Here is a 26848-nt window from a genome sequence, read left to right on the forward strand (position 1 = left end):
CTTTGCCGCCCGGTCGCAGCAAAAAGCGGCCGCCGCCATCGAAGCGGGTCGCTTTGACACCGAGATAGCGCCGGTGACGGTGAAACAGGGTAAAAAACCGCCGCTTATCGTCAGCCGTGACGAACAGCCCCGGCCAGGGACCAGCGCTGAGCAGCTTGCGCAGCTGCGCCCCGCCTTTTTGCAGGAGGAAGGCACGGTCACGGCGGGAAATGCCTCCACGCTCAACGACGGCGCCGCTGCGGTGCTGCTGATGAGTGGTGAAAAGGCGCGGGAGAGCGGGTTGCCGATCCTCGGTCGCATCGTGAGCTATGCCGTGACGGGCGTTGACCCGTCGGTGATGGGCATCGCTCCGGTCAGCGCCTGTCAGACCGCGCTGGCGCGGGCGGGCTGGACGCTCGATGACGTGGACCTCATTGAAGCCAATGAAGCCTTTGCCGCCCAGGCGCTGGCGGTGGGCAAGCAGCTCGGCTGGGATGCGCAAAAGGTGAACGTTAACGGCGGCGCTATCGCCCTCGGTCATCCGATTGGCGCCTCCGGCTGCCGTATCCTCGTGACGCTGCTGCACGAAATGCAGCGCCGTGACGTTAACAAAGGGCTCGTCACCCTGTGCGTAGGCGGCGGGCAAGGCATTGCCCTGACCGTTGAGCGTTAAACATCTCGTTGGTACCCGAATAATAATGACAGTGAGGAGTCGTGATGAGTGTATTAATTGCCCTGGCGGCGCTGGCGCTGCTGATGCTGGCGGCCTATCGCGGATACAGCGTGATTTTGTTTGCGCCGATTGCGGCGCTCGGCGCCGTGCTGCTGACCGACCCGGGCGCCGTCGGCCCGACGTTTACCGGCCTGTTTATGGAAAAAATGGTCGGCTTCGTCAAGCTCTACTTCCCGGTGTTCCTGCTGGGAGCGGTGTTTGGCAAACTGATTGAGCTTTCCGGTTTCTCACGGTCCATCGTCGCTGCGGCGATTCAGATCCTCGGCCGTCGCCACGCGATCCCGGTAATTGTTCTCGTGTGCGCGCTGTTAACCTACGGCGGCGTGTCGCTGTTCGTGGTGGCGTTTGCGGTTTATCCGTTCGCCGCGGAACTGTTCCGCCAGAGCGGCATCCCTAAACGGCTGATACCGGCCACCGTGGCGCTGGGGGCATTTTCGTTTACCATGGATGCCCTGCCCGGCACGCCGCAGATCCAGAACATTATCCCCACCAGCTTCTTTGGTACCAACGCCTGGGCCGCGCCGTGGCTGGGGCTGATTGGCTCGCTGTTTATTATCTGTTTTGGCCTGCTCTGGCTGGAGCGCCAGCGTCGTAAGGCGCTCAGCAACAACGAGGGTTACGGCACGGAACTGAAAAATGAACCGGAGACGCCGGACAACATTAATCTCCCTCACCCGCTGATTGCTATCTCCCCGCTGCTGGTAGTGGGCATACTGAACCTGCTGTTTACCCGCTGGATCCCCGGCTGGTACGGCACGACCCACGAGCTTACGCTGCCAGGTCTGGCGAAACCGATTGTGACCGAGGTGAGCAAGATCACCGCCATCTGGGCCGTGGAAGCGGCACTGATCTCAGGTATCGTGCTGGTGCTGATTTTTGGCTTTCGCAATATCCGGGGGCGTCTGGCTGAAGGCAGCCGGACCGCGGTGAGCGGTGCCATTCTGGCGGCGATGAATACCGCCTCGGAATACGGTTTCGGCGCGGTTATCGCCGCCCTGCCCGGTTTTCTGGTGTTATCTCACGCGCTGGCGGCCATTCCGAATCCGCTGCTGAATGAAGCCATCAGCGTGACGGTGCTTGCGGGGATCACCGGCTCGGCGTCCGGCGGGATGAGTATTGCCCTCGCCGCCATGGCCGACTCGTTTGTCGCCGCCGCCCACGCCGCCAATATCCCGCTTGAGGTGCTGCACCGCGTGGCCTCAATGGCGAGCGGCGGTATGGATACGCTGCCCCATAACGGCGCGGTGATTACTTTGCTGGCGATTACCGGCCTGAGCCATCGCCAGGCCTACGGCGGCATTTTCGCTATCACCATCATTAAAAGTCTGGCAGTGCTTTTTGTCATTGCCGTGTTCTATCTGACCGGCATTGTGTAAGGAGAGAAAGATGAATCTGAACGGTAAGACCGCACTGGTGACCGGCTCGACCAGCGGCATTGGTCTGGGGATCGCCCGCGTGCTGGCGAAGGCCGGGGCGCAGCTGATCCTCAACGGTTTCGGCGACAGCGAATCAGCACGAGAAGAGATTGCGCAACTGGGCAAAAAGCCGGGCTATCACGATGCAGACCTGCGTGACGTGTTGCAAATTGAAGCCATGATGCGCTACGCCGAATCGCAGTTTGGCGGCGTGGACATTCTTGTCAACAATGCCGGGATACAGTATGTCGCCCCGGTTGACGCGTTTCCGGTGGAGAAATGGAACGACATTATCGCTATTAATCTCTCCTCGGTGTTTCATACCAGCCGGCTGGCGCTGCCCGCCATGCGCGAGAAAAACTGGGGGCGCATCATTAATATCGCCTCCGTTCACGGGCTGGTCGCGTCAAAAGAGAAGTCGGCCTACGTGGCCGCCAAGCATGGCGTAGTGGGCTTTACAAAATCGCTGGCGCTGGAAACCGCGCGCACCGGCATTACCGCCAATACGATCTGTCCCGGCTGGGTGCTGACGCCTCTGGTGCAGCAGCAGATCGACAAACGTATCGCTGAGGGCGTACCGCCGGAGCAGGCTCGCGATCTGCTCCTTGCAGAAAAACAGCCTTCGGGCGAGTTTGTCACCCCGGAGCAGCTGGGCGAACTGGCGCTGTTTTTGTGTAGCGACGTCGCCGTGAACGTTCGCGGCGCCGCGTGGAATATGGATGGCGGCTGGGTCGCGCAGTGATGTTCAGGCCGGGTTAGGCGTCGCCGCCGCCCGGCAAAAATCGCTAGCTTGAGCAGCTGACCTCCAGCCGCTTGCCCCAGTCGGGCGGGCGGCTGACGTAGTCGTCGTCCCGATCGGCAAACGGCGTGCGCAACGCCACGTGCAAACGGTGTAGCTCGTCATACTCGCCCTGCTCTGCCTGCTCAATCGCCCGCTGCGCCAGCCAGTTGCGCAACACCATCGCGGGGTTCGTCGCGTTCATCTGCGTCTGGCGGGCGGCGTCATCCACCTGCTCCTGCTGCAGCCGCGTGCGGTAGGATGCAAACCAGTCGTCAAACGCCTGTCTGTCAATAAACTCATCGCGCAGCGGCGAGGCGGCGCTGTACTGCTCCGTCTGCCCCAGCATCCGGAAGGTGCGCGTGTAATCGCTGCCCTCGCGCGCCATCAGGGCAAACAGGCCATTGAGGATGTCATTATCCCCCTTCTCCTGCGTCACCAGCCCCAGCTTGTTGCGCATCAGCGTGCCATATTCCCGCAGCAAGATCTCCTGATAGCTGTCGAGGGCATCATTCAGGGCATCAACGTCGATAAACGGCGACAGGGTTTGTGCAAGCCGCTGCAGGTTCCACAGGCCCACCGCGGGCTGATTGTCAAAACTGTAGCGCCCCTGATAGTCGGAGTGGTTGCAGATGTACCCAGGCTGATAATCATCCAGGAAGCCAAAAGGACCGTAGTCAAAGGTCAACCCGAGAAGCGACATGTTGTCCGTATTCATCACACCATGGGCAAAGCCTACCGTTTGCCAGCGGGCAATCAGGGCTGCGGTTCGAGCCACCACGTCCCTGAACCAGAGAACGTATTTATCCGCCTCGTCCTGCAAATGTGCCCAGTGGTGACGAATGGCAAAGTCAGCCAGCTGGCGCACCTTTTCCGGCTCGCGACGATAGTAAAAATGCTCAAAATGACCGAAGCGCAAATGGCTTTGCGCGATACGCATCAGCATTGCGCCCTTTTCCACGGTTTCACGCACAACTGGGGTATCGCTAGTAACGATCGACAGCGCGCGGGTGGTGGGGATACCCAGGGCATGCATCGCCTCGGAGCCCAGGCACTCGCGAATCGTTGAACGCAGTACCGCGCGCCCGTCGCCCATCCGCGAATAGGGAGTCAGGCCCGCGCCTTTCAGGTGCCAGTCAACCGTCTCCCCGTTGGGAAGCTGTTGTTCGCCGAGCAGGATCCCCCTGCCGTCGCCCAGCTGTCCCGCCCAGACGCCAAACTGATGTCCGCTATAGACCTGAGCCAGAGGCTGCATACCGGCAAGAAGCGTTTCACCGCCCCAGACGCCAGCGCCCTCTGAACGCTGAAACAGGTCAGGCGGAATAGCCAGTTCTTCAGCCAGCAAATCGTTATGCCAGATAAGGCGTGAATTGTGTAACGGTGTAGGTTTGAGTGCGGTATAAAAGCCAGGCAACTCGTCATGCCAGTGAGCAGTAAAAGACAGGGTCATAAGTCCTCCTGCTTTTAGTGTAGAGGGTTTACCCGGACTTAAACACGGGCGAAAGCAAGGGTTATCGCTGCTGAACCAGCGTAGTGACGTGTTCTGCAGAGACGGCTGGCCAGAGAGCCCCCTGCATTGCACCAAAATTGAAGGACAAAACGCGTTGCAACAGGCCATGGTCGTCAATGCCCGAGACAATCACTGACTGGCAGTGCGGCGTGATTTGCCAGAGGATGGCGCGCATAAAAGGCTCAAAAGAGAGCTCCGGGGCACGCTGCTGAATGAATCCTTTATCAAGGATGACCCGTTTAAATAATCCATCATAGACCGCTTTGAGCGAGGCGGCGCCTGCACCAAAGTTTGCCAGGACCAACGGGAAATGGATTGCCATTCTCGCCAGCTGCAGGTCGTCCTTTCCGTTATTTAAACCTGGATAATTCTCATTAACAGTAAACTCAAGAAACGGATAACGCTCAAGGATTGAAACAGCGTTTCCATTACTTAATAAAAATTCAACTATTGCAGGTGTAATATTGATCCATGCAATTAACTGATGCTGAATAAAAAACAGTTTACAGGTATCAAGCAATTGCAGTTTTTCGTCAAACAGCGCTAACTCTTCAGCCGCTGAAAGCCGAGGGATAACAAGCTCAGTGGGGATCCGCACATTGCTGCCGACGCCAGTAAAGTTAACCAGAATTTCTAAACCTTTCAGCTCACCTGCGCTATTACGGGCAGGCAGAAGCAGCAGTTCAGACTGGTAAGCATTATCTAGCGTAATAATCATTGCACTCGCCCCGCATTAAAGATGAGAGAGGACATCCTGGAGCAATTGCCGACACAATTCCACTGTCTTGATTTTAATAAGATTAATTTCATTAGTTCCGTATTAATTTTCAGATTTATCCCTGAATCTAAAATAATTTTATCCTGGTTGCAGAATAATAGCCAGTTTTAGATAAAACAGACACATGCAGGATTCGCTAATTTTAGGTAAATTTAACTTTAAGCATCTTATTTGAGAAAAAACGGCATGATTTATTCTTATCATGCCGTCATAAGAGAAGTATCCGACAAAGACTATATACGTCGTGCCTGCCAGAAATTTTTACGCCAGTAAACATTATCAAGAGAGGAACGCATCACCCCGCGACTGGTCGAGGCGTGAATGAACTGATTGTCTGTATCATATATGCCCACGTGAAGACCGCTTTCACCCGAACCAGTTTTGAAGAAAACCAGGTCTCCGGGCAGAAGATCGTCTTTATCAATTTCAGTGCCGATTTCTGCCTGCTTGCGCGTTTCGCGCGGAAGCTGTAAATCAAACTTATCGCGAAACGTCATCAGAACGAAGCCGGAGCAATCCACACCGCCGCGGCTCATGCCGCCGTAGCGATAAGGCGTGCCGCGCCAGTTGCTCAGCTGATCGTTAAGGCTGGCAATAACGGTGATCGAATCTGAAAGCCGTGGGTTAGGCGGCGGCGCACGATGGCTACTGCATCCCGCAAGAAAGAGTGTGGCCATCAGGAGAAACCAGAATCGCATTTTCAGACGAATCCTCTGCTTTTATTGTTCTTTTCGTAATTTAGCGTGCAATTGTGCTCACAGGCAAGAAACGGTTACGCCTGCCCGGTAGAAATCAGCATCTTATGTCCTTCTATATCCAGCCTGCGGAACGACATGTTGTATGCGCGGGCAAGATGGGGTGGCGTAAGAACCTGATCCCGTGCACCGCTGGCGATCATCTTTCCCTTCGAGAGCAGCCATACCCGGTGGGCATGACGCAGGGTGTGGTTGAGGTCATGGCTGCTCATCACCACGGCAATGCCTTTTCGGCTCAGGGTGCTTAACAGCGTATCCAGTGCCGCCTGCTGCGCCACGTCCAGACCGCTCATGGGCTCATCGAGAAGCAGCATCCGCCCGTGAGGATTGCCGGCCGGGTGGATCTGAAGGATGACAGCGGCCAGGCGAACCCGCTGCCACTCTCCGCCGGAAAGCTGGCTGGCGTGCCGGGACAGTTTATCTTCCAGCCCCAGAGCCGCGGCCACGTCCGTCAGCAGTGACGTTTGTTGTTTGTCGTGCAAATGCAGCATCAGATAGTGCCAGACCGGCATCGCAAAGGGCGGCATCTGCTGCTGCACGAGGTAACTGCGCCGATGCGCCAGCGAGACCGGCGACCAGTCGGCGAGCGTATGCTCCAGCAGCGTTATCTGCCCTTCTCCGTCGGTCATGCCTGCCATCCGTGCCAGCAGCGTACTCTTCCCCGCACCGTTTGGCCCGACGAGATGCAGAATTTCTCCCGCATTGACGGCACCGGATATCGCCTCCAGACGCCCCTTCTCGGCAACGTCCGTGAGCTGCATCAGCAATGACATTATTTCGCCAGCGCCAGCTTGATAGATTCCATGACGATCGGATCCTCAGGGGTCATATCCGGCGAAAAGCGCTGAACCACCTGGCCGTCGCGACCAATCAGGAATTTTTCAAAATTCCACAGGATATCGTCCGGGTAAAGCGGCGCGCGGCCTTTGCTGGCCATGCGTTCATAAAAACCGCTTCCTTCCGGCGCAACGGCCTTCGGCGCGGCAGCAATAAGCTTCGCATACAGCGGATGGCGGTCTTCACCGTTGACATCGATTTTGCTGAACATCGGGAACGTCACGCCATAGGTGGTGCTGCAGAAGGTTTTGATCTCCTCTTCGCTGCCCGGCTCCTGGCCGAGGAACTGGTTGCACGGGAAGCCCAGAACGGTGAAACCGTCTTTCTCCCAGGCCTTCTGAATGTTTTCCAGCTGCTCGTACTGCGGCGTCAGGCCACATTTGGATGCCACGTTGACGACAAGCAACACGTTGCCTTTGTAGCCTTCCAGCGTGGTTTTCTCGCCGTCAATGGTGGTCACTTCAGTATTCAGGATAGTTGACTGCATAGCATTCCCTCAGGTTGTCTTACGGCTAGTTGATTTAACGTCCAGCTTTTAATAGTAGCCAGATAAAGACCGGCGCGCCCAGCGTGGCGGTCACCACGCCAATCGGCAGCTCTGCGGCCGTCAGGGCTAGCCGGGCGATGATATCGGCCACCAGCAGCGTGACGGCCCCGGCGACCGCCGAGGCAGGAAGCAGAGTCCGATGGTCCGTGAGGCCACACAGACGCAGCATGTGCGGAATAACCAGCCCGATAAAACCGATCGCGCCCGCCAGAGCCACGCTGACGCCAACCAGCCAGCCAATGACGATCACCAGCACATTACGCCAGAACCCAATCGGCATGCCGAGCTGGCGGGCAGAGGTTTCACCCAGCGCGAGCATATTCAGCGGCTGCGCCTGCAGGGCAGCCCACACGATGACCGGTACCAGCAGCGCCATCAGCCAGCCCTGGTGCCAGTCAACGCCCCCAAAGCCGCCCATCATCCAGTACATCAGCTGACGCAAGTCAAAGGATGTTGAGAAGTAGACCGCCCAGGTCATCAACGCGCTACAGATGATCCCCAGCGCCACGCCGGCAAGCAGCAGACGGCTGGTCGATAAGTGCCGTCTGGCAAAGCGAAGAAGGATCGCTGTGATCAGCAATGCGCCGAGAATAGCGCTCAGGCTAATACTCCATCCGGAGAGTTCTCCCCCGCCCAGCATTACCGCTGCAATCAGCCCCACGCCTGCCCCGTTCGACACGCCAAGCAGCCCGGGCTCCGCCAGCGGGTTATCAAACAACGCCTGCATAATGGTGCCGCACAGCGCCAGCGCGGCACCCACCAGAACCACCGCGACGGTGCGCGGCAGGCGAATTTGCCAGACGAAGAGCTGCCCGTCCGGCCCCCACCAGCTTTCAGGCCCTATCCATCGGTCTCCGGCGCAGAGGCTCACGGCCGCGGCGACAATGAGCAATAGCACCAGCAAAAGCAGGCGACGCTTATCGGAACGGTGCTGGCGATGGGCATAATCAAGCATGTGTACGGTTTTAGTAGCGTGAGATGTAATTGATTTTACGGCGGGTTTGCCGGAGAGCGCAAAGAAAAAAGGCCGCGTGGGCGGCCTTTTTAGTTAGTTCATATTACTCTGCTTTGGGCGTTGCGTTTTCGACACGGCTTTTTAACTTCTGGCCGGGTCTGAAGGTCACCACGCGGCGGGCTGTAATGGGAATATCTTCCCCCGTCTTCGGGTTGCGGCCCGGACGTTGGTTTTTGTCTCGCAAATCAAAATTGCCAAAACCGGAGAGTTTTACCTGCTCACCATTTTCCAGAGCACGACGGATCTCTTCGAAAAACAGCTCTACCAGCTCTTTGGCATCCCGTTTGCTAAGCCCAAGCTTATCAAACAGATATTCTGACATTTCAGCTTTTGTAAGCGCCATAGGTTCAATCCCTCAATGATGCCTGGAATCGCTCTTTTAATGCCTCTACACATTTGGCGACGGTAGCGGCAATCTCCTCTTCTTCGAGTGTACGGCTGGTATCCTGAAGGATAAGGCTAATAGCGAGGCTCTTGAAACCTTCTGCTACGCCCTTGCCGCGGTACACGTCAAATAAGTTTACGCCAACTACCTGATTTACGCCAACTTTCTTACATTCGGCCAAAATATCTGCTGCGGGCACATTTTCCGCGACCACAACCGCGATATCACGGCGGTTTGCCGGGAAGCGGGAGACGTCCTGAGCCTGAGGAATAATGCGGTCAGCCACCGGGTTCCATTCCAGCTCGAACACGATGGTACGGCCGTTCAGGTCCAGCTTGCGCTCCAGCTCAGGGTGAACAACTCCAATAAAACCAACGCGTTTGCCGTCTAAATAGATAGCTGCGCTCTGGCCCGGATGCAGTGCCGGGATGGCTTCTGCGCGGAATTCAATTTCAGATAATTTACCGGTCAGATCCAGAATTGCCTCCAGATCGCCCTTCATATCGTAGAAATCAACCGTGCCTTTTGCCAGGTCCCAGTGCTCTTCATAGCGGTTGCCGCTGATGGCGCCAGCCAGCATGAGATCCTGACGGATGCCTAAATTTGCCTGATTATCCGGTACAAAGCGCAAACCGCTTTCGAAAATTCGCACGCGGTTTTGCTGACGATTCTGGTTATAAACGACAGTGCCCAGCAGGCCCGTCCACAGAGACAAACGCATCGCGGACATTTCGCTGGAGATTGGGCTTGGCAGGATCAGCGCCTCCTGGCCCGGGTGGATCAGCTGCTGCAGCTTTGGATCCACAAAGCTGTAGGTGATCACTTCCTGGTAGCCTTTGTCATTCAGCATGGTTTTCACACGCTTCAGGGACAGGTCGGCTTCACGGTGGGTGCCCATCACCAGACCTGCCTGGACAGGCTCGTCAGGGATGTTGTTATAGCCGTAAACGCGGGCCACTTCTTCCACCAGATCTTCTTCAATTTCCATGTCGAAACGCCATGATGGCGCAACGGCTTTCCACTCGTCCTGGCCTTCGGTCACTTCGCAGCCCAGACGCGTCAGGATGTCGGTCACCTGCGCATCGGCAACGTGGTGGCCAATCAGGCGATCCAGCTTGCTGCGGCGCAGGGTAATGGTGGCACGCTTCGGCAGGGTCGCTTCGTGGGTGACGTCGATAACCGGGCCCGCTTCACCGCCGCAGATATCGATCAGCAGGCGAGTCGCACGTTCCATCGCTTTATACTGCAGCGCCGGGTCAACGCCACGCTCGTAGCGGTGAGAGGCATCGGTATGCAGGCCGTGACGGCGTGCGCGACCGGTGATAGAGAGCGGGCTGAAGAACGCGCATTCCAGCAGGACGTTTTGCGTCTCGTCGTTCACGCCTGAATGCTCGCCCCCGAAGATACCGCCCATTGCCAGCGCTTTGCTGTGGTCAGCAATCACCAGGGTGTCGGCGTTCAGTTTCGCTTCGCTGCCGTCCAGCAGAACCAGGGTTTCACCCTCTTTCGCCATGCGCACAACGATGCCGCCGTCGATACGATCTTTATCGAACGCGTGCATTGGCTGGCCCAGCTCCAGCAGAACGTAGTTAGTCACGTCAACCACGGCGTCGATAGAGCGGATACCGCAGCGGCGCAGCTTCTCTTTCATCCACAGCGGGGTTGGCGCTTTTACGTTAATGCCTTTCACCACGCGACCGAGGTAGCGCGGGCAGGCATCCGCAGCGTCAACCTGAATAGGCAGCACGTCACTGATGGTCGCTTCAACCGGCACAATGTCCGGCGCGTTCAGTTCGGTCTGGTTCAGCACGGCAACATCGCGCGCCACGCCGATGATCCCTAAGCAGTCGGCACGGTTTGGCGTGACGCTGATTTCGATGGTGTTGTCATCAAGCTTCAGGTACTCACGGATATCGGTGCCAATTGGCGCATCCAGCGGCAGCTCAATGATGCCGTTGTGGTCGTCGGAAATACCCAGCTCGGAGAAGGAGCACAGCATGCCTTCAGACGGCTCGCCGCGCAGCTTAGCCGCTTTAATTTTGAAATCGCCCGGCAGCACCGCACCGACGGTCGCCACCGCCACCTTCAGGCCCTGACGGCAGTTTGGCGCACCGCAGACGATATCCAGCAGACGGTCACCGCCCACGTTCACTTTTGTTACACGCAGTTTGTCAGCGTTAGGGTGCTGACCGCACTCTACCACTTCGCCGACGACCACGCCGTTGAATGCACCGGAAACCGGCTCAACGCCGTCCACTTCCAGACCCGCCATGGTGATCTGGTTAGAAAGCGCGTCGCTGTCCAGCGTGGTGTTCACCCACTCGCGTAACCACAGTTCACTGAATTTCATTGTTCTGTCCTGCCCTTATTTAAACTGTTTGAGGAAACGCAGATCGTTTTCGAAGAATGCACGTAAGTCGGTCACGCCGTAACGCAGCATAGTCAGACGCTCCATGCCCATGCCGAAGGCAAAGCCGGAGTAAACTTCCGGATCGATACCCACGTTGCGCAGCACGTTTGGATGCACCATGCCGCAGCCCAGCACTTCCAGCCATTTGCCGTTTTTACCCATCACGTCAACTTCTGCAGACGGTTCGGTGAACGGGAAGTAGGACGGACGGAAACGAACCTGCAGATCTTCCTCAAAGAAGTTGTTCAGGAAATCGTGCAGCGTGCCCTTCAGGTTGGTAAAGCTGATGTTTTTATCAACGATCAGACCTTCCATCTGGTGGAACATTGGGGTGTGAGTCTGATCGTAGTCGTTACGATAGACGCGGCCCGGCGCGATAATGCGGATTGGCGGCTCCTGATCCTTCATGGTACGGATCTGAACGCCGGAGGTCTGGGTACGCAGCAGACGCGTAGCGTCGAACCAGAAAGTGTCGTGGTCAGCGCGTGCCGGATGATGGCCTGGAATGTTCAGGGCGTCGAAGTTATGGTAATCATCTTCGATTTCCGGGCCAGTCGCCACGGTAAAGCCGAGCTCACCGAAGAAACTTTCAATGCGATCGATGGTGCGGGTAACCGGGTGCAGACCGCCGTTTTCAATACGGCGACCCGGCAAAGAAACGTCAATCGTCTCTGCGGCCAGACGCGCATTCAGCACCGCGCTTTCCAGCTCGGCTTTGCGCGCGTTCAGCGCCTGCTGTACCTGCTCTTTGGCTTCGTTAATTACCGCACCCGCAGCCGGGCGTTCTTCTGGCGGCAGCTCACGCAGGGTTGTCATTTGAAGGGTCAGATGCCCTTTCTTCCCAAGATATTCGACGCGGACATTGTCTAACGCGGCAACATCTGAGGCCTGATTAATGGCGGCTGTTGCACTGGCAACCAGCTCTGCGAGATGTGACATGATTTTCCTCATTATGTCGGTGCAGACACCGATTTGGTGGAGTTATTCTCTCAAATTCAGGCACAAAAAAAGCCTCCATCGGGAGGCTTATCTGGCGCTGTTTTTCGTTTCATCTTTCACGCGCTAGCCTCCTGAAGTCAGGTGCTAAAGTAAAAGAAGAAGCGGAAAATAGCAGCATTCATGCTTGCGTTACCTTGTTGGGTAAAAACCGTTAAGACCTTATTGAAAAGCCTGGACGGATAAATGTCAATCTTCTGATGGTGTTAAATGAAAAGAGGGAGCAAAGCCCCCTCTTTCAACTGGCTTATGCCAGTGCTGCTTTCGCTTTTTCGACCAGAGCGGTGAACGCTACTTTGTCGAATACTGCGATGTCAGCCAGGATCTTACGGTCGATTTCAACAGAGGCTTTTTTCAGGCCGTTGATGAATTTGCTGTAAGAAATACCGTTCTGACGTGCTGCTGCGTTGATACGCGCAATCCACAGTTGACGGAACTGACGCTTACGCTGACGACGGTCACGGTAAGCGTACTGACCTGCTTTGATAACAGCCTGGAAGGCAACGCGGTAAACGCGTGAACGCGCACCGTAGTAGCCTTTAGCTTGTTTCAAAATTTTCTTGTGACGTGCACGTGCAATTACACCACGTTTTACGCGAGCCATATGTGCTCTCCTGTATCTATATTCTTAGTAAAAAAATTAAACGTTAACGGCTTATGCGTACGGCAGGCACGCGATAACCAGACCCAGATCGCCTTTAGAAACGAGGCCTTTTGGACGCAGGTGACGTTTACGCTTAGTAGATTTTTTGGTCAGAATATGACGCAGGTTTGCGTGCTTACGCTTAAATCCACCACCACCGGTTTTTTTGAAGCGCTTAGCAGCACCGCGTACGGTCTTAATTTTTGGCATCTTAATAACTTCCACTTCGCATTGTTAAATAAACGAAACATAGGCGAACAAAACCTATGAAACCCGAAGGCTCCACAGATTTTGCTGCTTGAAGGCCTTACTGTTTCTTCTTAGGAGCGAGCACCATGATCATCTGGCGGCCTTCGATCTTCGTAGGGAAGGATTCGACTACTGCCAGTTCACTCAGATCGTCACGGACGCGGTTAAGCACTTCCATACCAATCTGTTGGTGGGCCATCTCACGACCGCGGAAACGCAGTGTGATCTTGGCCTTATCGCCATCTTCCAGAAAGCGAATCAGGCTGCGGAGTTTTACCTGATAATCGCCATCGTCGGTACCAGGACGGAATTTGATTTCCTTAACCTGGATAACTTTTTGCTTCTTCTTCTGTTCCTTAGAAGACTTACTCTTTTCATAAAGGAACTTGCCGTAGTCCATGATACGACAAACTGGCGGTTCGGCGTTAGGGCTGATTTCAACTAAATCTACTCCAGCTTCTTCAGCCTTTTCGATTGCTTCTCTCAGACTCACAATCCCCAGCTGCTCGCCTTCCAGACCTGTTAAGCGAACTTCCTGGGCGCGAATCTCGCCATTGATACGATTCGGACGTGCCGTTTGAACTCGTTTTCCGCCTTTAATACCTTATTCCTCCAGTTGTTGAAGACTGCGGCTGCGAATCTCTTGTTGCAGCTTCTCAATCACTTCACTTACGTCCAGGCTGCCCAGGTCTTTACCACGGCGGGTGCGAACGGCAACTTTGCCTGCTTCCACCTCTTTATCACCACAGACCAACATATACGGGACACGACGTAAAGTGTGCTCGCGGATTTTAAAGCCAATCTTCTCATTTCTCAAGTCTGCTTTTACGCGAATGCCCGCATTTTGTAGTTTCTGCGTCAATTCTTTAACGTAATCCGCCTGAGAATCGGTAATGTTCATCACCACGACCTGCACTGGCGCAAGCCAGGTTGGGAAGAAGCCAGCGAACTCTTCGGTCAGGATGCCGATGAAGCGCTCCAGAGAACCGAGAATGGCACGGTGAATCATTACCGGTACCTGACGTTCGTTGTCTTCGCCAACATAAGAGGCGCTTAAACGCTGCGGCAGGGAGAAGTCCAGCTGTACAGTACCGCACTGCCATGCGCGATCGAGGCAGTCATACAGGGTAAATTCAATTTTCGGACCGTAGAATGCGCCCTCGCCCAGCTGGTATTCGAACGGAATGCCGTTCTCTTCCAGCGCCACGGCGAGATCCGCTTCTGCGCGATCCCAGGTCTCATCGCTACCGATACGTTTTTCCGGACGCGTTGAGAGTTTGACCACGATCTTCTCGAAGCCAAAGGTGCTGTACATATCGTAGACCATACGAATACAGGCGTTAACTTCGTCACGGACCTGATCTTCAGTACAGAAGATATGCGCATCATCCTGCGTAAAGCCACGAACACGCATCAGACCGTGCAGCGCACCTGATGGCTCGTTACGGTGGCAGCTACCGAACTCCGCCATTCGCAGCGGCAGGTCGCGGTAGGATTTCAGACCCTGGTTGAAGATCTGAACGTGGCCCGGGCAGTTCATTGGCTTGATGCAGTATTCACGGTTCTCAGACGAGGTGGTGAACATCGCATCTTTGTAGTTGTCCCAGTGGCCGGTTTTTTCCCACAGCACACGGTCCATCATGAACGGGCCTTTCACTTCCTGATACTGGTACTCTTTCAGCTTGGAGCGTACAAAAGTTTCCAGTTCACGGAAGATAGTCCACCCGTCGTTATGCCAGAACACCATACCCGGCGCTTCTTCCTGCATGTGGTACAGGTCAAGCTGCTTGCCGATTTTACGGTGGTCACGCTTCGCCGCCTCTTCCAGACGAAGCAGGTAAGCGTTCAGGGCTTTTTTATCGGCCCACGCGGTACCATAAATACGCTGCAACATCTTGTTGTTGCTGTCGCCACGCCAGTAGGCGCCTGCGATCTTCATCAGCTTAAAGTGATGACAGAAGCGCATGTTCGGCACGTGCGGTCCACGGCACATGTCGACATATTCTTCGTGATGGTACAAGCCAGGCTTGTCATCATGCGAAATGTTTTCGTCAAGAATAGAGACCTTGTAGCTCTCGCCGCGCTTCACGAAGGTTTCACGCGCTTCGTGCCAGCTGACTTTCTTCTTGATGACGTCATAGTTGGTTTCGGCGAGCTCGTGCATGCGTTTTTCGAGCGCGTCGATATCTTCCTGAGTCAGGGTGTGGTCGAGGTCAACGTCGTAGTAAAAACCGTTGTCGATAACCGGACCGATCGCCATTTTGGTGTTTGGCCACAGCTGTTTGATGGCATGGCCTAACAGGTGCGCGCAGGAGTGACGAATGATCTCCAGACCTTCTTCGTCTTTCGCGGTGATGATGGCAAGCGTCGCATCGTTTTCGATCAGATCGGAGGCATCCACCAGCTCACCGTTCACACGGCCAGCGATAGTCGCTTTCGCGAGACCAGGACCAATGTCCAGGGCAACATCCATTGGGCTAACAGCACGGTCGAAATGGCGTTGACTGCCATCAGGAAGAGTAATTACAGGCATTTTATATCCTTATTTGCAGTGATGCCCCACACATAAGAGCATATACAAAGAAAATAATCGTGATTTGACAATAGATTACGACACCATCTGACCAACAATCGTCAAATTGGTTCGTCATCATTCACCTGCCGAATTCAGATTAATGTGGATTTACGGCAAGCGACGTAATGTTAACACTAACGCAAAGGAGATTGCACCCTCTGCGGCCAGATTGATGGGCTGGCACTTTCGTACGAATTTGCGGGTTGCTTCTCCCCTGCGCTCGCATTTCGAAGATGCTGAGCTACTCTTGAACAGGTCCTTAAACCCAAAGGTGCATACCATGAACGTATCCAGCAGAACGGTTGTGATATTGAATGTCCTTTCCGCCACAGGTTTATTGTTGATTCTCGCCGAACGATTCCACTGGTTCTGAGCCGAACCCTATGCTGGCATAACCCAATCGATCCCGAGAAGGGGCATATTTCGGCCCTGTTTGGTAGACTGTGGGTATCAACGAACAAGGATTAGGTTATGCCAACAAAACGATTTGCCGTAAAACACTGGAAAATGGTGCTGGTGCTGATTGCCATCTGCGGCGCAATGCTGCTACTCCGTTGGGCGGCAATGATTTGGGGCTAGGTGCGAAGACAGGTCATCAGAAGGGACGTCAAATAGCCACTGACAATAAACGGGCCGACAGCAACATCGGCCCGCTTTTATTACATTCTGTAACCCAGTGAAACCGTGGTTCTGCGGTCGGTATGATCCGGCGCAGTTTCTGGTGGTGAAGAGTTCCAGGTCACGTTGTAGGCCACTTTCAGACCAAAGTGTTCGTTGATAGCCACGTTCAGCGCCGTCTCAGAGTTCAGCGTCGTATCGTCGGCACCAAATACGGAAACACCCTGGGTAAATTTGGTGTTGTCAGTCATCTGCCAGGCATAGGTACCGGAAGCGTAACCGAGCGGTTGGGTTTTGGTATCGCCATTGGTGTACTCGTCATAACGCACACCCGGACCGAATTCAAAACGGAGGCTGTGTACCGGACCGTTCAGGAACTGGCGACCATAACCGGCGGTGAACACATCGCGCTGGCGATAACCGTTGTAACGGTCGGTCAACCAGCTTGCCTGTCCAAACAGGTAGTCATAGTCGGTCATGTTGTAACGGCTACGTCCGCCTACCGCATATTTCTCGGAAGAACGTTCGTCATTAGCGGAAGTGTTGCTGGCATTACCCCACAGGGACCAGGCGGTGGTGTTGCCGTACCAGGTAAGCGTACTGTCCGCCGTCAGAGAAGAGCTTTTCGTGTTACCGGATTGTGCCAGGTACCCGGCGTTCAGGTTACCTTCAAACGGTTTTTTCGCGGTGGAAGGATCGTCCATGACAGTAAAAACGGTATCATCAGCGGTCGCGTTCATAGCCGCAAACACGCCACCCGCCAGCATCAGTGCAGCGGGCACTGTCTTTAAAAGCTTCATTTTATTAAGGAGTCCGTACAACAAAAAAAGAGACCACACGGTCCCGGAATCTTTCTTGAGGATCAATGACAAGGCGTCCAGAGAAAGGTAACAAATTATAAAAAGCCGCAAATAACATAGCAATGTTTTCTTATTTCATTTTTTGAATAAGAACGATCTCAAAAAGCGTTTTATTTTATATATCCCCCGTCTCACTTTTTGTCAGTATTCATATTTAAAATCATACTGTTATTTACATTGCCTTCCTGTCAAATGGTGCCAGGCTAATAAGAACCCATACTAAAAGGAGGTAATGATGGTTTCTATCTATACCCTGACGCTCTCCCCTTCCCTGGATTCCGCCACCCTGACGCCGCAGATTTACCCGGAAGGTAAATTGCGCTGTAGCGCCCCGGTATTTGAGCCCGGCGGCGGCGGGATCAACGTGGCGCGCGCTATTACCCACCTCGGCGGCAAAGCCACGGCAATTTTCCCCGCAGGCGGTGCCACCGGTGAACACCTGGTCTCTCTGCTGGCAGATGAACAGGTAGCCGTAGAGACCGTCGAGGCCAAAGACTGGACGCGGCAAAACCTGCATGTCCACGTGGAGTCCAGCGGCGAGCAGTACCGTTTTGTCATGCCGGGTGCGAAACTTAGCGATGACGAGTTTCGTCAGCTTGAAGAGAAAGTGCTGACGATAGAGAGCGGCGCGCTGCTGGTGGTAAGCGGCAGCCTGCCGCCCGGCGTCAGCACGGAAAAATTAACGGCGCTGATTCAGGCGGTACAGAAACGCGGCATCCGCTGCATTGTCGACAGCAGCGGCGAGGCCCTGCAGGCGGCCCTGGTGCCGGGCAATCTTGAGCTGGTCAAACCCAACCAGAAAGAGTTAAGCGCGCTGGTCAACCGCGAACTGACGCAGCCTGATGATGTTCGCACCGCCGCGCAGGAGCTGGTACGCAGCGGCAAAGCGCGACGCGTAGTCGTTTCCCTTGGTCCTCAGGGGGCGCTGGCCGTCGATGAAACGTCGTCCTTTCAGGTTGTCCCACCGCCGATGAAGAGCCAGAGCACGGTTGGTGCGGGCGATAGCATGGTGGGCGCGATGACGCTAAAACTGGCGCAGGGCGCGTCTCTGCTGGAAATGACGCGCTACGGCGTGGCGGCGGGTAGCGCCGCAACTATCAATCAGGGCACGCGTCTCTGCTCACTTGCCGATACGCAAAAAATCGTCGATTACCTGTCCCGAAATTAACGCCTTTCCCCTTCGTCTTTACGGAGGGGAATGTCCGCTCTGAGTCGCCAAACGCAAACTATCGACTATGCTAAGAAAACTTCCATGATAACAATGAGGTGAATTATGAGCAGTGGTGACATCACACGTTACGTCGTGACCATCAACCTTCATGAAGCATCGCTGACCGAGCTGAATGAGCTCAACAACGCCTTCACCCGGGCTAATTTTCTCCTCACGCTCACGGATGACGAGGGCAATATTCATGATTTAGGCACCCTGGCATTTGGTCTCATCGGCGCCCTGAGCCAGGAAGAGGTTCATGCGCTGGCCGCCAGTCTGGTAGAGAGCGTGACCGACAAGCCTGCCGAAATTGACGTGGATACCTGGGAAAGCTGGCGGAAAAAAGAACAATAAGTGCGCTGCATTAATTTAAACCGCTCAGGTGTGCGTTAGTTCGTATTTTTTTACCGCCATTATGCGCTAACTTTATGATCTGGCAGACAACATGGGAGAGACAACATGTGGCAGGCTATCAGTCATCTTTTACGTGAGCAGCTGGGTGAAGGTGAAATTGAACTGCGTAACGAACTGCCAGGCGGTGAGATCCACGCCGCGTGGCATTTACGCTACGCAGGACGCGATCTTTTCGTTAAGTGCGATGAGCGAGAACTGCTTCCGATCTTTACCGCCGAAGCCGACCAACTGGAGCTGTTGTCGCGCAGTAAAACGGTGACGGTCCCGCAGGTGCTGGCCGTCGGTAGCGACCGCGATTACAGTTTTCTGGTCATGGAATATCTCCCCGCCCGACCGCTGGATGCCCATAATGCGTTTATCCTCGGCCAACAGTTAGCGCGCCTCCATCAATGGAGCGACCAGCCGCAGTTTGGTCTCGATTTTGACAACGATCTCTCTACCACGCCACAGCCCAACGCCTGGCAGCGTCGCTGGTCGACATTTTTTGCCGAGCAGCGCATTGGCTGGCAGCTTGAGCTGGCCGCCGAGAAAGGGCTGGAATTTGGCAATATTGATGCCATCGTCGAGCACGTTCAACAGCGTCTGGCCTCCCACCAACCCCAGGCGTCTCTGCTTCACGGCGATTTGTGGTCCGATAACTGCGCGCTGGGTCCCAACGGCCCCTACATCTTCGACCCGGCCTGCTACTGGGGTGACAGAGAGTGCGATCTTGCCATGCTGCCGCTTCATCCGGAGCAGCCGCCGCAAATATACGACGGATACCAGTCTGTTTCTCCCCTGCCGCCCGGCTTCCTCGACCGCCAGCCGGTGTATCAGCTTTATACGCTGATGAACCGCGCCATTCTTTTTGGCGGAGAACACCTGGTTAACGCCCAGCGGGCGCTTGAGCGCATGCTTGCCGCCTGAGACGCGAACGGGTGGCCTTGCCGCCACCCTTATCGCTTACAGAAAACCGAGCAGTGAGAAGAAGAAGTATCCTGCCACAATGATAATCACGGGAAGGATATAGAGCGGGAAAATTTGCAGGAAAATGGTGTGACGCGGCACAACAATACGGGATTCGATCTGCTCCCGACTCATGCCTTCCGGGCCTTTGGCCTGCTCCAGAATCAACTGATCCTCAACGCCTTCGCGTAAAAAGCGCGTCTGGCGGCTCATTCTCGCGCCAGAGGCCTGCAGTGCCAGCGCAACAAAGATCAGGGCGTATATCACCCAGAAGCCGATATTCAGCTGTTGATGAAAATCCGGGGTGGGTGAGTTAAACCAGAAGACATTCAAAAATGGCGTATTAAAACGCATCATCTCAATCATGACATGAGCGAAATCAAGCATTACCGCATTGATACCCGGCTGTTTTTCGCTGTGATCGTACATAAATTTGAGTACAGAAATCAGCGTAGAAATGACGGCAGGAATAAAAATCACCCAGCCAGCAATACGTTTTAAGACCGCAATGCGTCCAGCTTGTTGATACGTCATCAGTTCCTCTTCATAAAGACGCGTTATTTGTGCCTAAGTCTACCTGCTGGTCATCAATTTCGCCCGCTCTTTAAAAGCAATATGCTAAATTGCAGATTGTGCTTAGCACGTATCGTCTGTCGAACACCCTGGATAAGGAGACGTTGTGATGTCGACACCGCGCCAAATTCTTGCCGCAATTTTTGACATGGATGGATTACTGATCGATTCCGAACCGCTGTGGGATCGCGCCGAACTGGATGTGATGGCCAGTCTGGGCGTCGATATCAGCCGCCGTAATGAACTACCCGATACGCTGGGCCTGCGCATCGATATGGTGGTTGACCTGTGGTTTGCCCAACAGCCGTGGGTGGGTCCCGATCGCAATGAGGTGACCGCACGCATTATCAGCCGCGCCATTTCTCTGGTGGAAGAGAGCCGGCCGCTGCTGCCCGGCGTACGTGAGGCTGTCGCGCTGTGTAAAGCCCAGGGGCTGAAGGTTGGCCTGGCTTCCGCTTCACCGCTGCATATGCTGGAAAAAGTGCTCACGATGTTTGAACTGCGCGACAGTTTTGACGCGCTGGCGTCCGCTGAAAAATTGCCTTACAGCAAGCCGCACCCGCAGGTCTATCTGGACTGTGCCGCTAAGCTCGGCCTGGATCCCCTCAACTGCGTTGCGCTGGAAGATTCCGTTAACGGTATGGTGGCCTCTAAAGCCGCGCGGATGCGCTCCATTGTGGTGCCTGCGGAAGAAGGCCGCCACGATCCCCGGTTTGCGCTTGCCGACGTGAAGCTTAATTCACTGGCAGAACTGACGGCGCATCATCTGCAGGGCGGTTAACGCCCTCCTTCGGTTTGTGACAAACAGTTACACCGTCACCTCTTCCGCCTACTGTATAAAAACCCTATACTGTATGAATTGACAGTTTCGTGGGTTTTATCATGACGGCGGAAGGCCACCTGCTTTTTTCTATTGCGTGCGCAGTATTTGCCAAAAACGCTGAACTTACCCCCGTGCTGGCACAGGGGGACTGGTGGCATATTGTCCCTTCCGCCGTATTGACCTGTCTGCTGCCCGACATCGACCACCCTAAATCCTTCCTCGGACAGCGTCTGAAATGGGTGTCGAAACCCATCGCCCGCGCGTTCGGCCACCGGGGGTTTACGCACAGCCTGCTGGCCGTGTTTGGCCTGCTGACGCTGTTCTATTTAAAAGTGCCTGAAAGCTGGATAGTCCCCGCCGATGCCATCCAGGGGATGGTGCTGGGCTATTTAAGCCATATTCTGGCCGATATGCTGACGCCTGCGGGCGTGCCGCTGCTATGGCCCTGCCGCTGGCGTTTCCGTTTTCCCATCCTCGCACCGCAGAAAGGTAACCAGCTTGAGCGGGTATTGTGCATGGCGCTGTTTGCTTACGCCGTCTGGATGCCGCAAACCTTGCCCGAAAACAGTGCAGTTCGCTGGTCATCCCAGATGATTAATTCGCTGCAATTTCAGTTTAATCGCTTTATTCATCACCAGATTGAACAGTAAACCGACAAAATTATCCCATTTGTCATAACCCATTCCATTTGGATATAAGCGCTACATCACACTTCTGCTAACCTTCCGCCAACAGGATCGGTAAAAACCGACCCAATAATAAATCAGGAGAACGGGGATGAATTTTCCACTCATCGCGAACGTCGTTGTGTTCGTTATATTGCTATTGCTTCTCGCGCAGGCGCGCCACAAACAGTGGAGCCTGGCGAAAAAGGTGCTGGTTGGTCTGGCCATGGGTGTCGTATTTGGTCTGGCATTACAGGCAATTTATGGCTCCGATAATCCAGTTCTGAAAGATTCCATTCAGTGGTTCAATATTGTCGGTAACGGCTATGTCCAGTTGCTGCAGATGATCGTTATGCCGCTGGTGTTCGCCTCTATTCTGAGCGCCGTGGCCCGCCTGCATAACGCCACTCAGCTAGGAAAAATCAGTTTCCTGACCATTGGTACGCTGCTGTTCACCACGCTGATTGCCGCGCTGGTGGGTGTGCTGGTCACCAACCTGTTTGGCCTGACCGCAGAAGGTCTGGTTCAGGGTACCGCTGAAACGGCACGTCTTACCGCAATTCAGACCAACTATGTGGGTAAAGTAGCTGACCTGACCGTGCCGCAGATGGTGCTCTCCTTCATTCCGAAGAACCCGTTTGCTGACCTGACCGGTGCGAGCCCAACCTCGATCATCAGCGTGGTTATTTTCGCCGCGTTCCTGGGCGTCGCGGCGCTGAAGCTGCTGAAAGACGACGCGCCAAAAGGCGAACGTGTGCTGACCGCGATTGACACCCTGCAAAGCTGGGTGATGAAGCTGGTTCGTCTGGTTATGCAGCTCACCCCTTACGGCGTGCTGGCGCTGATGACCAAAGTGGTTGCCGGCTCTAACCTGCAGGACATCATTAAGCTGGGCAGCTTCGTTGTCGCCTCTTATCTGGGCCTGGGCATTATGTTCGTGGTGCACGGCATCCTGCTGGGCGTGAACGGCGTCAGCCCGCTGAAATACTTCCGTAAGGTCTGGCCGGTGCTGACCTTTGCCTTCACCAGCCGTTCCAGCGCCGCGTCTATTCCGCTGAACGTTGAAGCGCAAACCCGTCGTCTGGGCGTGCCTGAATCCATCGCCAGCTTCTCTGCCTCCTTTGGTGCCACCATTGGTCAGAACGGCTGTGCGGGTCTGTACCCGGCGATGCTGGCCGTGATGGTCGCGCCGACGGTGGGTATCAACCCGCTGGATCCGGTATGGATCGCCACGCTGGTCGGGATTGTTACCGTAAGCTCCGCAGGCGTTGCGGGTGTTGGCGGTGGCGCAACCTTCGCCGCGCTGATTGTGCTGCCTGCGCTGGGTCTGCCCGTAACGCTGGTCGCCCTGCTGATCTCCGTTGAGCCGCTGATCGACATGGGTCGTACCGCGCTGAACGTGAGCGGCTCCATGACCGCCGGTACGCTCACCAGCCAGTGGCTGAAGCAGACCGACAAAGCGATTCTGGAAAGTGAAGACGACGCCGAGCTGGCGCACCGTTAATCACGGTAGAAATAAAAAAACCGCCATCAGGCGGTTTTTTTATGGCTGTTATTCTTCAACCTCTTCATCCTGGCGGATCTGCATCGCCCACCGCTGTGCGGACTCCGGCACCGTAAACGTGGGAGAGCGACGGAAATGTTCGCCGATCAGCACAAAGGCCACGTATTTCCCCCGCAGCAGCCAGACATCACGAAAGCCCTCCACTTTCAGGGCATGGTCAGGCGGCGCGGGCTCAACGCGGGGCACATAGCTAATAACCTGGCGGTTTTGTTGACGAAGAGGTTTCATAAGCGACGGATTCACTAAAGCAAAATTCTTGAAGCAGGAAAATTCTATGATAGCCGATCCTGCTGCCTTCCGTCGCGCTCCGAGTGGGTGAGATGGCTCCTTTCGCTAATCATGGCATGTGAAAACTCTTAGTTCGCGAACCATGTCGCGACATTGTTCTATCCTTAATAGGGTTTTTAGCAATGGATAAAGGAGAAGCGTGCAATGTCGAACAAAGATAAAACACATCAATCACCGATTCATGGCACTGAAGAATCTCAACCGGGTATGGACTCTCTCGCCCCTGCAGACGGCTCTCACCGCCCCTCCCCTGGCCCCTCCGCACCGGGCGAACAGCCTACCGCACCGGGAAGCATGAAATCGCCGGACACGGGAAACGAGAAGCTGAAATCTCTTGAGCCACACCGTAAAGGCGGCGAGGGTTTTGCGCTCACCACCAATCAGGGCGTGCGTATTGCTGACGATCAGAACTCCCTTCGCGCAGGCGCGCGCGGGCCAACCCTGCTGGAAGACTTTATCCTGCGGGAAAAAATCACCCATTTTGACCACGAGCGGATACCGGAACGCATCGTCCACGCACGCGGTTCCGCTGCGCACGGCTACTTCCAGCCCTACAAGAGCCTGAAAGCGATCACCAAAGCGGATTTCCTCTCCGACCCGGATAAAATTACCCCGGTGTTTGTGCGTTTCTCCACCGTGCAGGGCGGCGCGGGGTCGGCAGATACCGTCCGGGATATCCGCGGCTTTGCCACCAAGTTTTATACCGAAGAGGGTATTTTCGATCTGGTCGGCAATAACACGCCGGTGTTTTTCATTCAGGACGCGCATAAATTTCCTGACTTTGTCCATGCGGTAAAACCGGAGCCCCACTGGGCCATACCGCAGGGACAAAGTGCGCACGACACCTTCTGGGACTATGTTTCCCTGCAGCCTGAAACCTTACACAACGTGATGTGGGCGATGTCAGACCGCGGCATTCCGCGCAGCTACCGTACCATGGAAGGGTTTGGTATCCATACCTTCCGTCTGATCAATGCCGAGGGGAAAGCCACGTTTGTCCGCTTCCACTGGAAGCCTGTCGCGGGTAAAGCCTCGCTGGTGTGGGACGAGGCGCAGAAGCTGACCGGGCGCGATCCGGACTTCCATCGCCGCGAGCTGTGGGAATCCATTGAAGCGGGCGACTTCCCGGAATACGAACTTGGCCTGCAGCTCATACCGGAAGAGGACGAATTTAAGTTCGATTTCGACCTTCTGGACCCGACGAAGCTGATCCCGGAAGAGCTGGTGCCGGTGCAGCTGGTGGGTAAAATGGTGCTCAACCGCAACCCGGATAATTTCTTTGCCGAAAACGAGCAGGCCGCGTTCCACCCGGGGCATATCGTGCCGGGGCTGGACTTCACCAACGATCCGCTCCTGCAGGGACGTCTGTTCTCCTATACCGATACGCAGATCAGCCGTCTGGGCGGGCCGAACTTCCACGAAATCCCGATTAACCGCCCAACCTGCCCGTATCACAACTTCCAGCGCGACGGGATGCACCGTCAGGATATTGATACCAACCCGGCGAACTATGAGCCGAACTCGATTAACGATAACTGGCCGCGTGAAACGCCTCCCGGACCGAAACGCGGTGGATTCGAATCGTATCAGGAGCGTATCGATGGCAATAAAATTCGCGAGCGCAGCCCCTCGTTCGGTGAGTATTACGCCCACCCTCGCCTGTTCTGGAACAGCCAGACGCCGATTGAGCAACAGCACATCATCGGTGGCTTCAGCTTTGAGCTGAGTAAAGTGGTGCGTACCTACATCCGCGAGCGGGTGGTCGATCAACTGGCACATATTGATATTCAGCTTGCCCAGAGCGTCGCGGATAACCTGGGCATTACACTGACCGACGAGCAGCGTAACCTTGCTCCGCCGAAAGAGGTTAACGGCGTGAAGAAAGATCCGTCGCTGAGCCTGTATGCCGTGCCGGGCGGCTCGATTAAAGGCCGCGTGGTCGCCATTCTACTGAACGACAAAACCCGCGCCAGCGACGTGCTGGGGATTATGCAGGCGCTGAAGACTCAGGGCGTGCATGCCAAACTGCTCTATTCCCGCATGGGTGAAGTGACGGCTGACGATGGCTCTGTGCTGCCGGTGGCCGCAACCTTTGCCGGTGCGCCATCGCTGACCGTCGATGCGGTGATCGTGCCGTGCGGGGATATTGCCAGCCTGCTGACCAACGGGGACGCCGTCTATTATCTGCTGGAAGCCTATAAGCACCTGAAACCGATCGCGCTGTCCGGCGACGCGCGACAGTTCAAAGCGCAGCTGAAGGTGGCCGATCAGGGTGAGGACGGGATTGTCGAGGGAGATAACGTTGACGATGCGTTCATGACGAAGCTGTTTGATTTGCTCGCCGCGCACCGCGTCTGGTCGCGCAGCAGCAAGATTGATCAGATCCCGGCGTAAAAAATACCCTCACCCCGGCCCTCTCCCTGAAAGGGAGAGGGAGAAATGCAGACCTGTGCTGGCATTACAGATCGCACCGCACAGTCCCCTCGCCCCTTTGGGGAGAGGGTTAGGGTGAGGGGGAATTTCTCAAAGATCCCCAAACGTCCCCAACCGATACCCGCGCTCGGCAATCGCATACTTCAGCGACGCCGACGTCAGCACGTCCAGCTCCGCCAGGCGCGGCCAGCAGTAGGCGCTTTTCCGCACGGTGTTATCGACAAAAGCCGGATGCGCCATCACTTCTACCGACTTTTCCCCCCGCGCGGCGGAATCGTCCAGCACCTTCAGGAACAGTGCTTCGTCGATCTCGTCGCCGTAAAATGCGCTGCTGAACCCCTCAGTGGTTGTCACGTCGCAGTCGGGCACGCCGCGCGCCTCCCTATCCACGCGCATCGCCACGCCTTTGCGCTGGGCAAACCCGGCAACAATCGGGAAAATCGCCGGGATCATATGCACGTGGTGATGGCTGTCGATATGCGTCGGCGCCTGACCAAACACATCAACGAAGCGGTTGAACTGACAGTCCAGCTCGCGGGCAATCTCTTCGAGCGGCAGAGCATCCTGCTCCGCCAGTTCCCAAATCCACTTTCCAAGCTGGCCGTCGCGCGTCAGGCCCGGCATTGGCGAAAGCGGCATCCCGAGCGTCAGCACAAAATGCATGCCGACGCCCAGCGCCGGCACCTCGCGGCTCAGCTGCGCCGCGTGTTCAACCGCCTCACCATTCACCAGTGCCGTGGTAGAGGTCACAACCCCCCGGCGACAGGCTTCAATAATGCCGTAGTTCTGGCCTTTCGAGAGACCAAAATCATCAGCATTAACGATCAGCAGGTTTTCCATTGTGCGTCCT

General features: G+C 55.5%; 30 protein-coding genes and 1 other annotated feature. Of the genes, 12 read left to right on the forward strand and 18 right to left on the reverse strand.

The genetic code is table 11. From position 1 onward, the window contains the following. The 3 genes from DOU50_RS12705 to DOU50_RS12715 form a co-directional block, all read left to right on the forward strand. The coding region (locus DOU50_RS12705) for an acetyl-CoA C-acyltransferase (protein WP_148769511.1) at positions 1-652 on the forward strand (652 nt) is incomplete at its 5' end. A gap of 41 nt (positions 653-693) precedes the next feature. Further along, positions 694-2088 (forward strand): GntP family permease, encoded by a 1395-nt coding sequence (locus tag DOU50_RS12710; RefSeq protein ID WP_208763791.1) that lies wholly within the window; start codon positions 694-696, stop codon positions 2086-2088. A gap of 10 nt (positions 2089-2098) precedes the next feature. Beyond that, entirely contained in the window at positions 2099-2869 is a 771-nt protein-coding gene (locus DOU50_RS12715) for a 3-hydroxybutyrate dehydrogenase (RefSeq protein ID WP_148769512.1), read from the forward strand. 43 nt (positions 2870-2912) lie between these two features. Here the strand turns inward: DOU50_RS12715 and selO are convergent, their stop codons facing one another. The 14 genes from selO to thrS all read right to left on the reverse strand — a co-directional run bounded on the left by selO (position 2913) and on the right by thrS (position 15563). After that, a complete protein-coding gene (selO, locus tag DOU50_RS12720; protein ID WP_148769513.1) occupies positions 2913-4355 on the reverse strand; it encodes a protein adenylyltransferase SelO in 1443 nt (480 codons plus the stop codon). A 61-nt stretch (positions 4356-4416) separates the two neighbouring features. Next, on the reverse strand, positions 4417-5133 hold the full coding sequence (locus DOU50_RS12725) for an EAL domain-containing protein (protein WP_024909427.1): 717 nt from the start codon (positions 5131-5133) through the stop codon (positions 4417-4419). A gap of 293 nt (positions 5134-5426) precedes the next feature. Continuing rightward, positions 5427-5891 (reverse strand): C40 family peptidase, encoded by a 465-nt coding sequence (locus DOU50_RS12730; RefSeq protein ID WP_023335377.1) that lies wholly within the window; start codon positions 5889-5891, stop codon positions 5427-5429. A 74-nt stretch (positions 5892-5965) separates the two neighbouring features. Beyond that, positions 5966-6721, reverse strand: coding sequence for a vitamin B12 ABC transporter ATP-binding protein BtuD (btuD, locus tag DOU50_RS12735; protein ID WP_024909428.1), 756 nt, complete (start codon positions 6719-6721; stop codon positions 5966-5968). Beyond that, a complete protein-coding gene (locus tag DOU50_RS12740; protein ID WP_024909429.1) occupies positions 6721-7272 on the reverse strand; it encodes a glutathione peroxidase in 552 nt (183 codons plus the stop codon). Before DOU50_RS12740 ends, btuD begins: the two co-directional genes overlap by 1 nt. 34 nt (positions 7273-7306) lie before the next feature. Beyond that, positions 7307-8287, reverse strand: a complete 981-nt coding sequence (gene btuC / locus DOU50_RS12745) for a vitamin B12 ABC transporter permease BtuC (protein WP_032650944.1) — start codon at positions 8285-8287, stop codon at positions 7307-7309. 103 nt (positions 8288-8390) lie between these two features. Continuing rightward, entirely contained in the window at positions 8391-8690 is a 300-nt protein-coding gene (gene ihfA, locus DOU50_RS12750) for an integration host factor subunit alpha (protein ID WP_003857805.1), read from the reverse strand. A 4-nt stretch (positions 8691-8694) separates the two neighbouring features. Then, positions 8695-11082, reverse strand: coding sequence for a phenylalanine--tRNA ligase subunit beta (gene pheT, locus DOU50_RS12755; protein WP_148769514.1), 2388 nt, complete (start codon positions 11080-11082; stop codon positions 8695-8697). Between the two features lie 15 nt (positions 11083-11097). Beyond that, positions 11098-12081: a phenylalanine--tRNA ligase subunit alpha gene (gene pheS / locus DOU50_RS12760; RefSeq protein WP_010426091.1), complete on the reverse strand. Its 984-nt coding sequence runs from the start codon at positions 12079-12081 to the stop codon at positions 11098-11100. 62 nt (positions 12082-12143) lie between these two features. Continuing rightward, positions 12144-12268, reverse strand: a sequence feature (Phe leader region). Then, a complete protein-coding gene (gene pheM, locus DOU50_RS23615) occupies positions 12219-12263 on the reverse strand; it encodes a pheST operon leader peptide PheM (RefSeq protein WP_001386830.1) in 45 nt (14 codons plus the stop codon). It overlaps the preceding feature by 45 nt. A 117-nt stretch (positions 12269-12385) precedes the next feature. Beyond that, the gene (gene rplT, locus DOU50_RS12770) at positions 12386-12742 is read right to left on the reverse strand and encodes a 50S ribosomal protein L20 (RefSeq protein ID WP_000124850.1); all 357 of its coding nucleotides are present in this window, start codon (positions 12740-12742) and stop codon (positions 12386-12388) included. A gap of 51 nt (positions 12743-12793) precedes the next feature. Next, positions 12794-12991 (reverse strand): 50S ribosomal protein L35, encoded by a 198-nt coding sequence (gene rpmI / locus DOU50_RS12775; RefSeq protein ID WP_003030583.1) that lies wholly within the window; start codon positions 12989-12991, stop codon positions 12794-12796. Between the two features lie 97 nt (positions 12992-13088). Continuing rightward, entirely contained in the window at positions 13089-13631 is a 543-nt protein-coding gene (gene infC, locus DOU50_RS12780; RefSeq protein WP_023616141.1) for a translation initiation factor IF-3, read from the reverse strand. A 3-nt stretch (positions 13632-13634) separates the two neighbouring features. Next, on the reverse strand, positions 13635-15563 hold the full coding sequence (gene thrS / locus DOU50_RS12785; RefSeq protein ID WP_008500657.1) for a threonine--tRNA ligase: 1929 nt from the start codon (positions 15561-15563) through the stop codon (positions 13635-13637). Positions 15564-15885: 322 nt separating this feature from the next. On the opposite strand from thrS, the gene yncL reads away from it, so the two are divergent. Then, complete coding sequence (gene yncL / locus DOU50_RS12790; RefSeq protein ID WP_071886547.1) at positions 15886-15978, forward strand: stress response membrane protein YncL; 93 nt, start codon at positions 15886-15888, stop codon at positions 15976-15978. A 98-nt stretch (positions 15979-16076) separates the two neighbouring features. After that, positions 16077-16184, forward strand: a complete 108-nt coding sequence (gene yniD, locus DOU50_RS12795; RefSeq protein ID WP_008500658.1) for a small membrane protein YniD — start codon at positions 16077-16079, stop codon at positions 16182-16184. 80 nt (positions 16185-16264) lie between these two features. On the opposite strand, the gene DOU50_RS12800 is transcribed toward yniD, so the two are convergent. Then, entirely contained in the window at positions 16265-17023 is a 759-nt protein-coding gene (locus tag DOU50_RS12800; RefSeq protein WP_024909432.1) for a DUF481 domain-containing protein, read from the reverse strand. Between the two features lie 295 nt (positions 17024-17318). On the opposite strand from DOU50_RS12800, the gene pfkB reads away from it, so the two are divergent. The 3 genes from pfkB (at position 17319) to DOU50_RS12815 (ending at position 19613) form a co-directional block, all read left to right on the forward strand. Continuing rightward, positions 17319-18251: a 6-phosphofructokinase II gene (gene pfkB, locus DOU50_RS12805; RefSeq protein ID WP_048991582.1), complete on the forward strand. Its 933-nt coding sequence runs from the start codon at positions 17319-17321 to the stop codon at positions 18249-18251. 105 nt (positions 18252-18356) lie between these two features. Further along, positions 18357-18647, forward strand: a complete 291-nt coding sequence (gene ghoS / locus DOU50_RS12810) for a type V toxin-antitoxin system endoribonuclease antitoxin GhoS (RefSeq protein WP_047648044.1) — start codon at positions 18357-18359, stop codon at positions 18645-18647. Between the two features lie 105 nt (positions 18648-18752). Then, positions 18753-19613, forward strand: coding sequence for a fructosamine kinase family protein (locus DOU50_RS12815; protein WP_024909435.1), 861 nt, complete (start codon positions 18753-18755; stop codon positions 19611-19613). 36 nt (positions 19614-19649) lie between these two features. Here DOU50_RS12815 and DOU50_RS12820 read toward each other — a convergent pair whose 3' ends face one another. Further along, positions 19650-20186, reverse strand: a complete 537-nt coding sequence (locus DOU50_RS12820) for a YniB family protein (RefSeq protein WP_023311291.1) — start codon at positions 20184-20186, stop codon at positions 19650-19652. Between the two features lie 148 nt (positions 20187-20334). Between DOU50_RS12820 and hxpB the strand changes: the two genes are divergently transcribed. The 3 genes from hxpB (at position 20335) to DOU50_RS12835 (ending at position 23217) form a co-directional block, all read left to right on the forward strand. Beyond that, complete coding sequence (hxpB, locus tag DOU50_RS12825) at positions 20335-21006, forward strand: hexitol phosphatase HxpB (RefSeq protein WP_148769515.1); 672 nt, start codon at positions 20335-20337, stop codon at positions 21004-21006. Between the two features lie 101 nt (positions 21007-21107). Beyond that, positions 21108-21698 carry a metal-dependent hydrolase gene (locus DOU50_RS12830; protein WP_014883483.1) on the forward strand — a complete coding sequence of 197 codons (591 nt, stop codon included), beginning with the start codon at positions 21108-21110 and terminating at the stop codon, positions 21696-21698. A 127-nt stretch (positions 21699-21825) separates the two neighbouring features. Next, entirely contained in the window at positions 21826-23217 is a 1392-nt protein-coding gene (locus DOU50_RS12835) for an L-cystine transporter (RefSeq protein WP_024909437.1), read from the forward strand. 48 nt (positions 23218-23265) lie between these two features. Here DOU50_RS12835 and cedA read toward each other — a convergent pair whose 3' ends face one another. Further along, positions 23266-23553, reverse strand: a complete 288-nt coding sequence (gene cedA, locus DOU50_RS12840; RefSeq protein ID WP_370884122.1) for a cell division activator CedA — start codon at positions 23551-23553, stop codon at positions 23266-23268. A 156-nt stretch (positions 23554-23709) separates the two neighbouring features. On the opposite strand from cedA, the gene katE reads away from it, so the two are divergent. Further along, positions 23710-25959, forward strand: a complete 2250-nt coding sequence (gene katE / locus DOU50_RS12845) for a catalase HPII (protein WP_048991585.1) — start codon at positions 23710-23712, stop codon at positions 25957-25959. Positions 25960-26088: 129 nt separating this feature from the next. Here katE and chbG read toward each other — a convergent pair whose 3' ends face one another. After that, a complete protein-coding gene (gene chbG, locus DOU50_RS12850; protein WP_032650937.1) occupies positions 26089-26838 on the reverse strand; it encodes a chitin disaccharide deacetylase in 750 nt (249 codons plus the stop codon). Positions 26839-26848: the final 10 nt, after the last annotated feature.

Origin of the sequence: Enterobacter sp. C6 (genome assembly GCF_008122455.1) — a bacterium.
In the GTDB taxonomy this organism is placed as follows: Bacteria; Pseudomonadota; Gammaproteobacteria; order Enterobacterales; family Enterobacteriaceae; genus Enterobacter; species Enterobacter pseudoroggenkampii.

What these genes read in the sequence shown, in the direction of transcription:
- DOU50_RS12715 (WP_148769512.1), top strand. Translation starts at nt 2,099, where the DNA reads ATGAATCTGAACGGTAAGACCGCACTGGTGACCGGCTCGACCAGCGGC.
- selO (WP_148769513.1), bottom strand. Translation starts at nt 4,355, where the DNA reads ATGACCCTGTCTTTTACTGCTCACTGGCATGACGAGTTGCCTGGCTTT.
- DOU50_RS12725 (WP_024909427.1), bottom strand. Translation starts at nt 5,133, where the DNA reads ATGATTATTACGCTAGATAATGCTTACCAGTCTGAACTGCTGCTTCTG.
- DOU50_RS12730 (WP_023335377.1), bottom strand. Translation starts at nt 5,891, where the DNA reads ATGCGATTCTGGTTTCTCCTGATGGCCACACTCTTTCTTGCGGGATGC.
- btuD (WP_024909428.1), bottom strand. Translation starts at nt 6,721, where the DNA reads ATGTCATTGCTGATGCAGCTCACGGACGTTGCCGAGAAGGGGCGTCTG.
- DOU50_RS12740 (WP_024909429.1), bottom strand. Translation starts at nt 7,272, where the DNA reads ATGCAGTCAACTATCCTGAATACTGAAGTGACCACCATTGACGGCGAG.
- btuC (WP_032650944.1), bottom strand. Translation starts at nt 8,287, where the DNA reads ATGCTTGATTATGCCCATCGCCAGCACCGTTCCGATAAGCGTCGCCTG.
- ihfA (WP_003857805.1), bottom strand. Translation starts at nt 8,690, where the DNA reads ATGGCGCTTACAAAAGCTGAAATGTCAGAATATCTGTTTGATAAGCTT.
- pheT (WP_148769514.1), bottom strand. Translation starts at nt 11,082, where the DNA reads ATGAAATTCAGTGAACTGTGGTTACGCGAGTGGGTGAACACCACGCTG.
- pheS (WP_010426091.1), bottom strand. Translation starts at nt 12,081, where the DNA reads ATGTCACATCTCGCAGAGCTGGTTGCCAGTGCAACAGCCGCCATTAAT.
- rplT (WP_000124850.1), bottom strand. Translation starts at nt 12,742, where the DNA reads ATGGCTCGCGTAAAACGTGGTGTAATTGCACGTGCACGTCACAAGAAA.
- rpmI (WP_003030583.1), bottom strand. Translation starts at nt 12,991, where the DNA reads ATGCCAAAAATTAAGACCGTACGCGGTGCTGCTAAGCGCTTCAAAAAA.
- thrS (WP_008500657.1), bottom strand. Translation starts at nt 15,563, where the DNA reads ATGCCTGTAATTACTCTTCCTGATGGCAGTCAACGCCATTTCGACCGT.
- yncL (WP_071886547.1), top strand. Translation starts at nt 15,886, where the DNA reads ATGAACGTATCCAGCAGAACGGTTGTGATATTGAATGTCCTTTCCGCC.
- yniD (WP_008500658.1), top strand. Translation starts at nt 16,077, where the DNA reads ATGCCAACAAAACGATTTGCCGTAAAACACTGGAAAATGGTGCTGGTG.
- DOU50_RS12800 (WP_024909432.1), bottom strand. Translation starts at nt 17,023, where the DNA reads ATGAAGCTTTTAAAGACAGTGCCCGCTGCACTGATGCTGGCGGGTGGC.
- pfkB (WP_048991582.1), top strand. Translation starts at nt 17,319, where the DNA reads ATGGTTTCTATCTATACCCTGACGCTCTCCCCTTCCCTGGATTCCGCC.
- ghoS (WP_047648044.1), top strand. Translation starts at nt 18,357, where the DNA reads ATGAGCAGTGGTGACATCACACGTTACGTCGTGACCATCAACCTTCAT.
- DOU50_RS12815 (WP_024909435.1), top strand. Translation starts at nt 18,753, where the DNA reads ATGTGGCAGGCTATCAGTCATCTTTTACGTGAGCAGCTGGGTGAAGGT.
- DOU50_RS12820 (WP_023311291.1), bottom strand. Translation starts at nt 20,186, where the DNA reads ATGACGTATCAACAAGCTGGACGCATTGCGGTCTTAAAACGTATTGCT.
- hxpB (WP_148769515.1), top strand. Translation starts at nt 20,335, where the DNA reads ATGTCGACACCGCGCCAAATTCTTGCCGCAATTTTTGACATGGATGGA.
- DOU50_RS12830 (WP_014883483.1), top strand. Translation starts at nt 21,108, where the DNA reads ATGACGGCGGAAGGCCACCTGCTTTTTTCTATTGCGTGCGCAGTATTT.
- DOU50_RS12835 (WP_024909437.1), top strand. Translation starts at nt 21,826, where the DNA reads ATGAATTTTCCACTCATCGCGAACGTCGTTGTGTTCGTTATATTGCTA.
- katE (WP_048991585.1), top strand. Translation starts at nt 23,710, where the DNA reads ATGTCGAACAAAGATAAAACACATCAATCACCGATTCATGGCACTGAA.
- chbG (WP_032650937.1), bottom strand. Translation starts at nt 26,838, where the DNA reads ATGGAAAACCTGCTGATCGTTAATGCTGATGATTTTGGTCTCTCGAAA.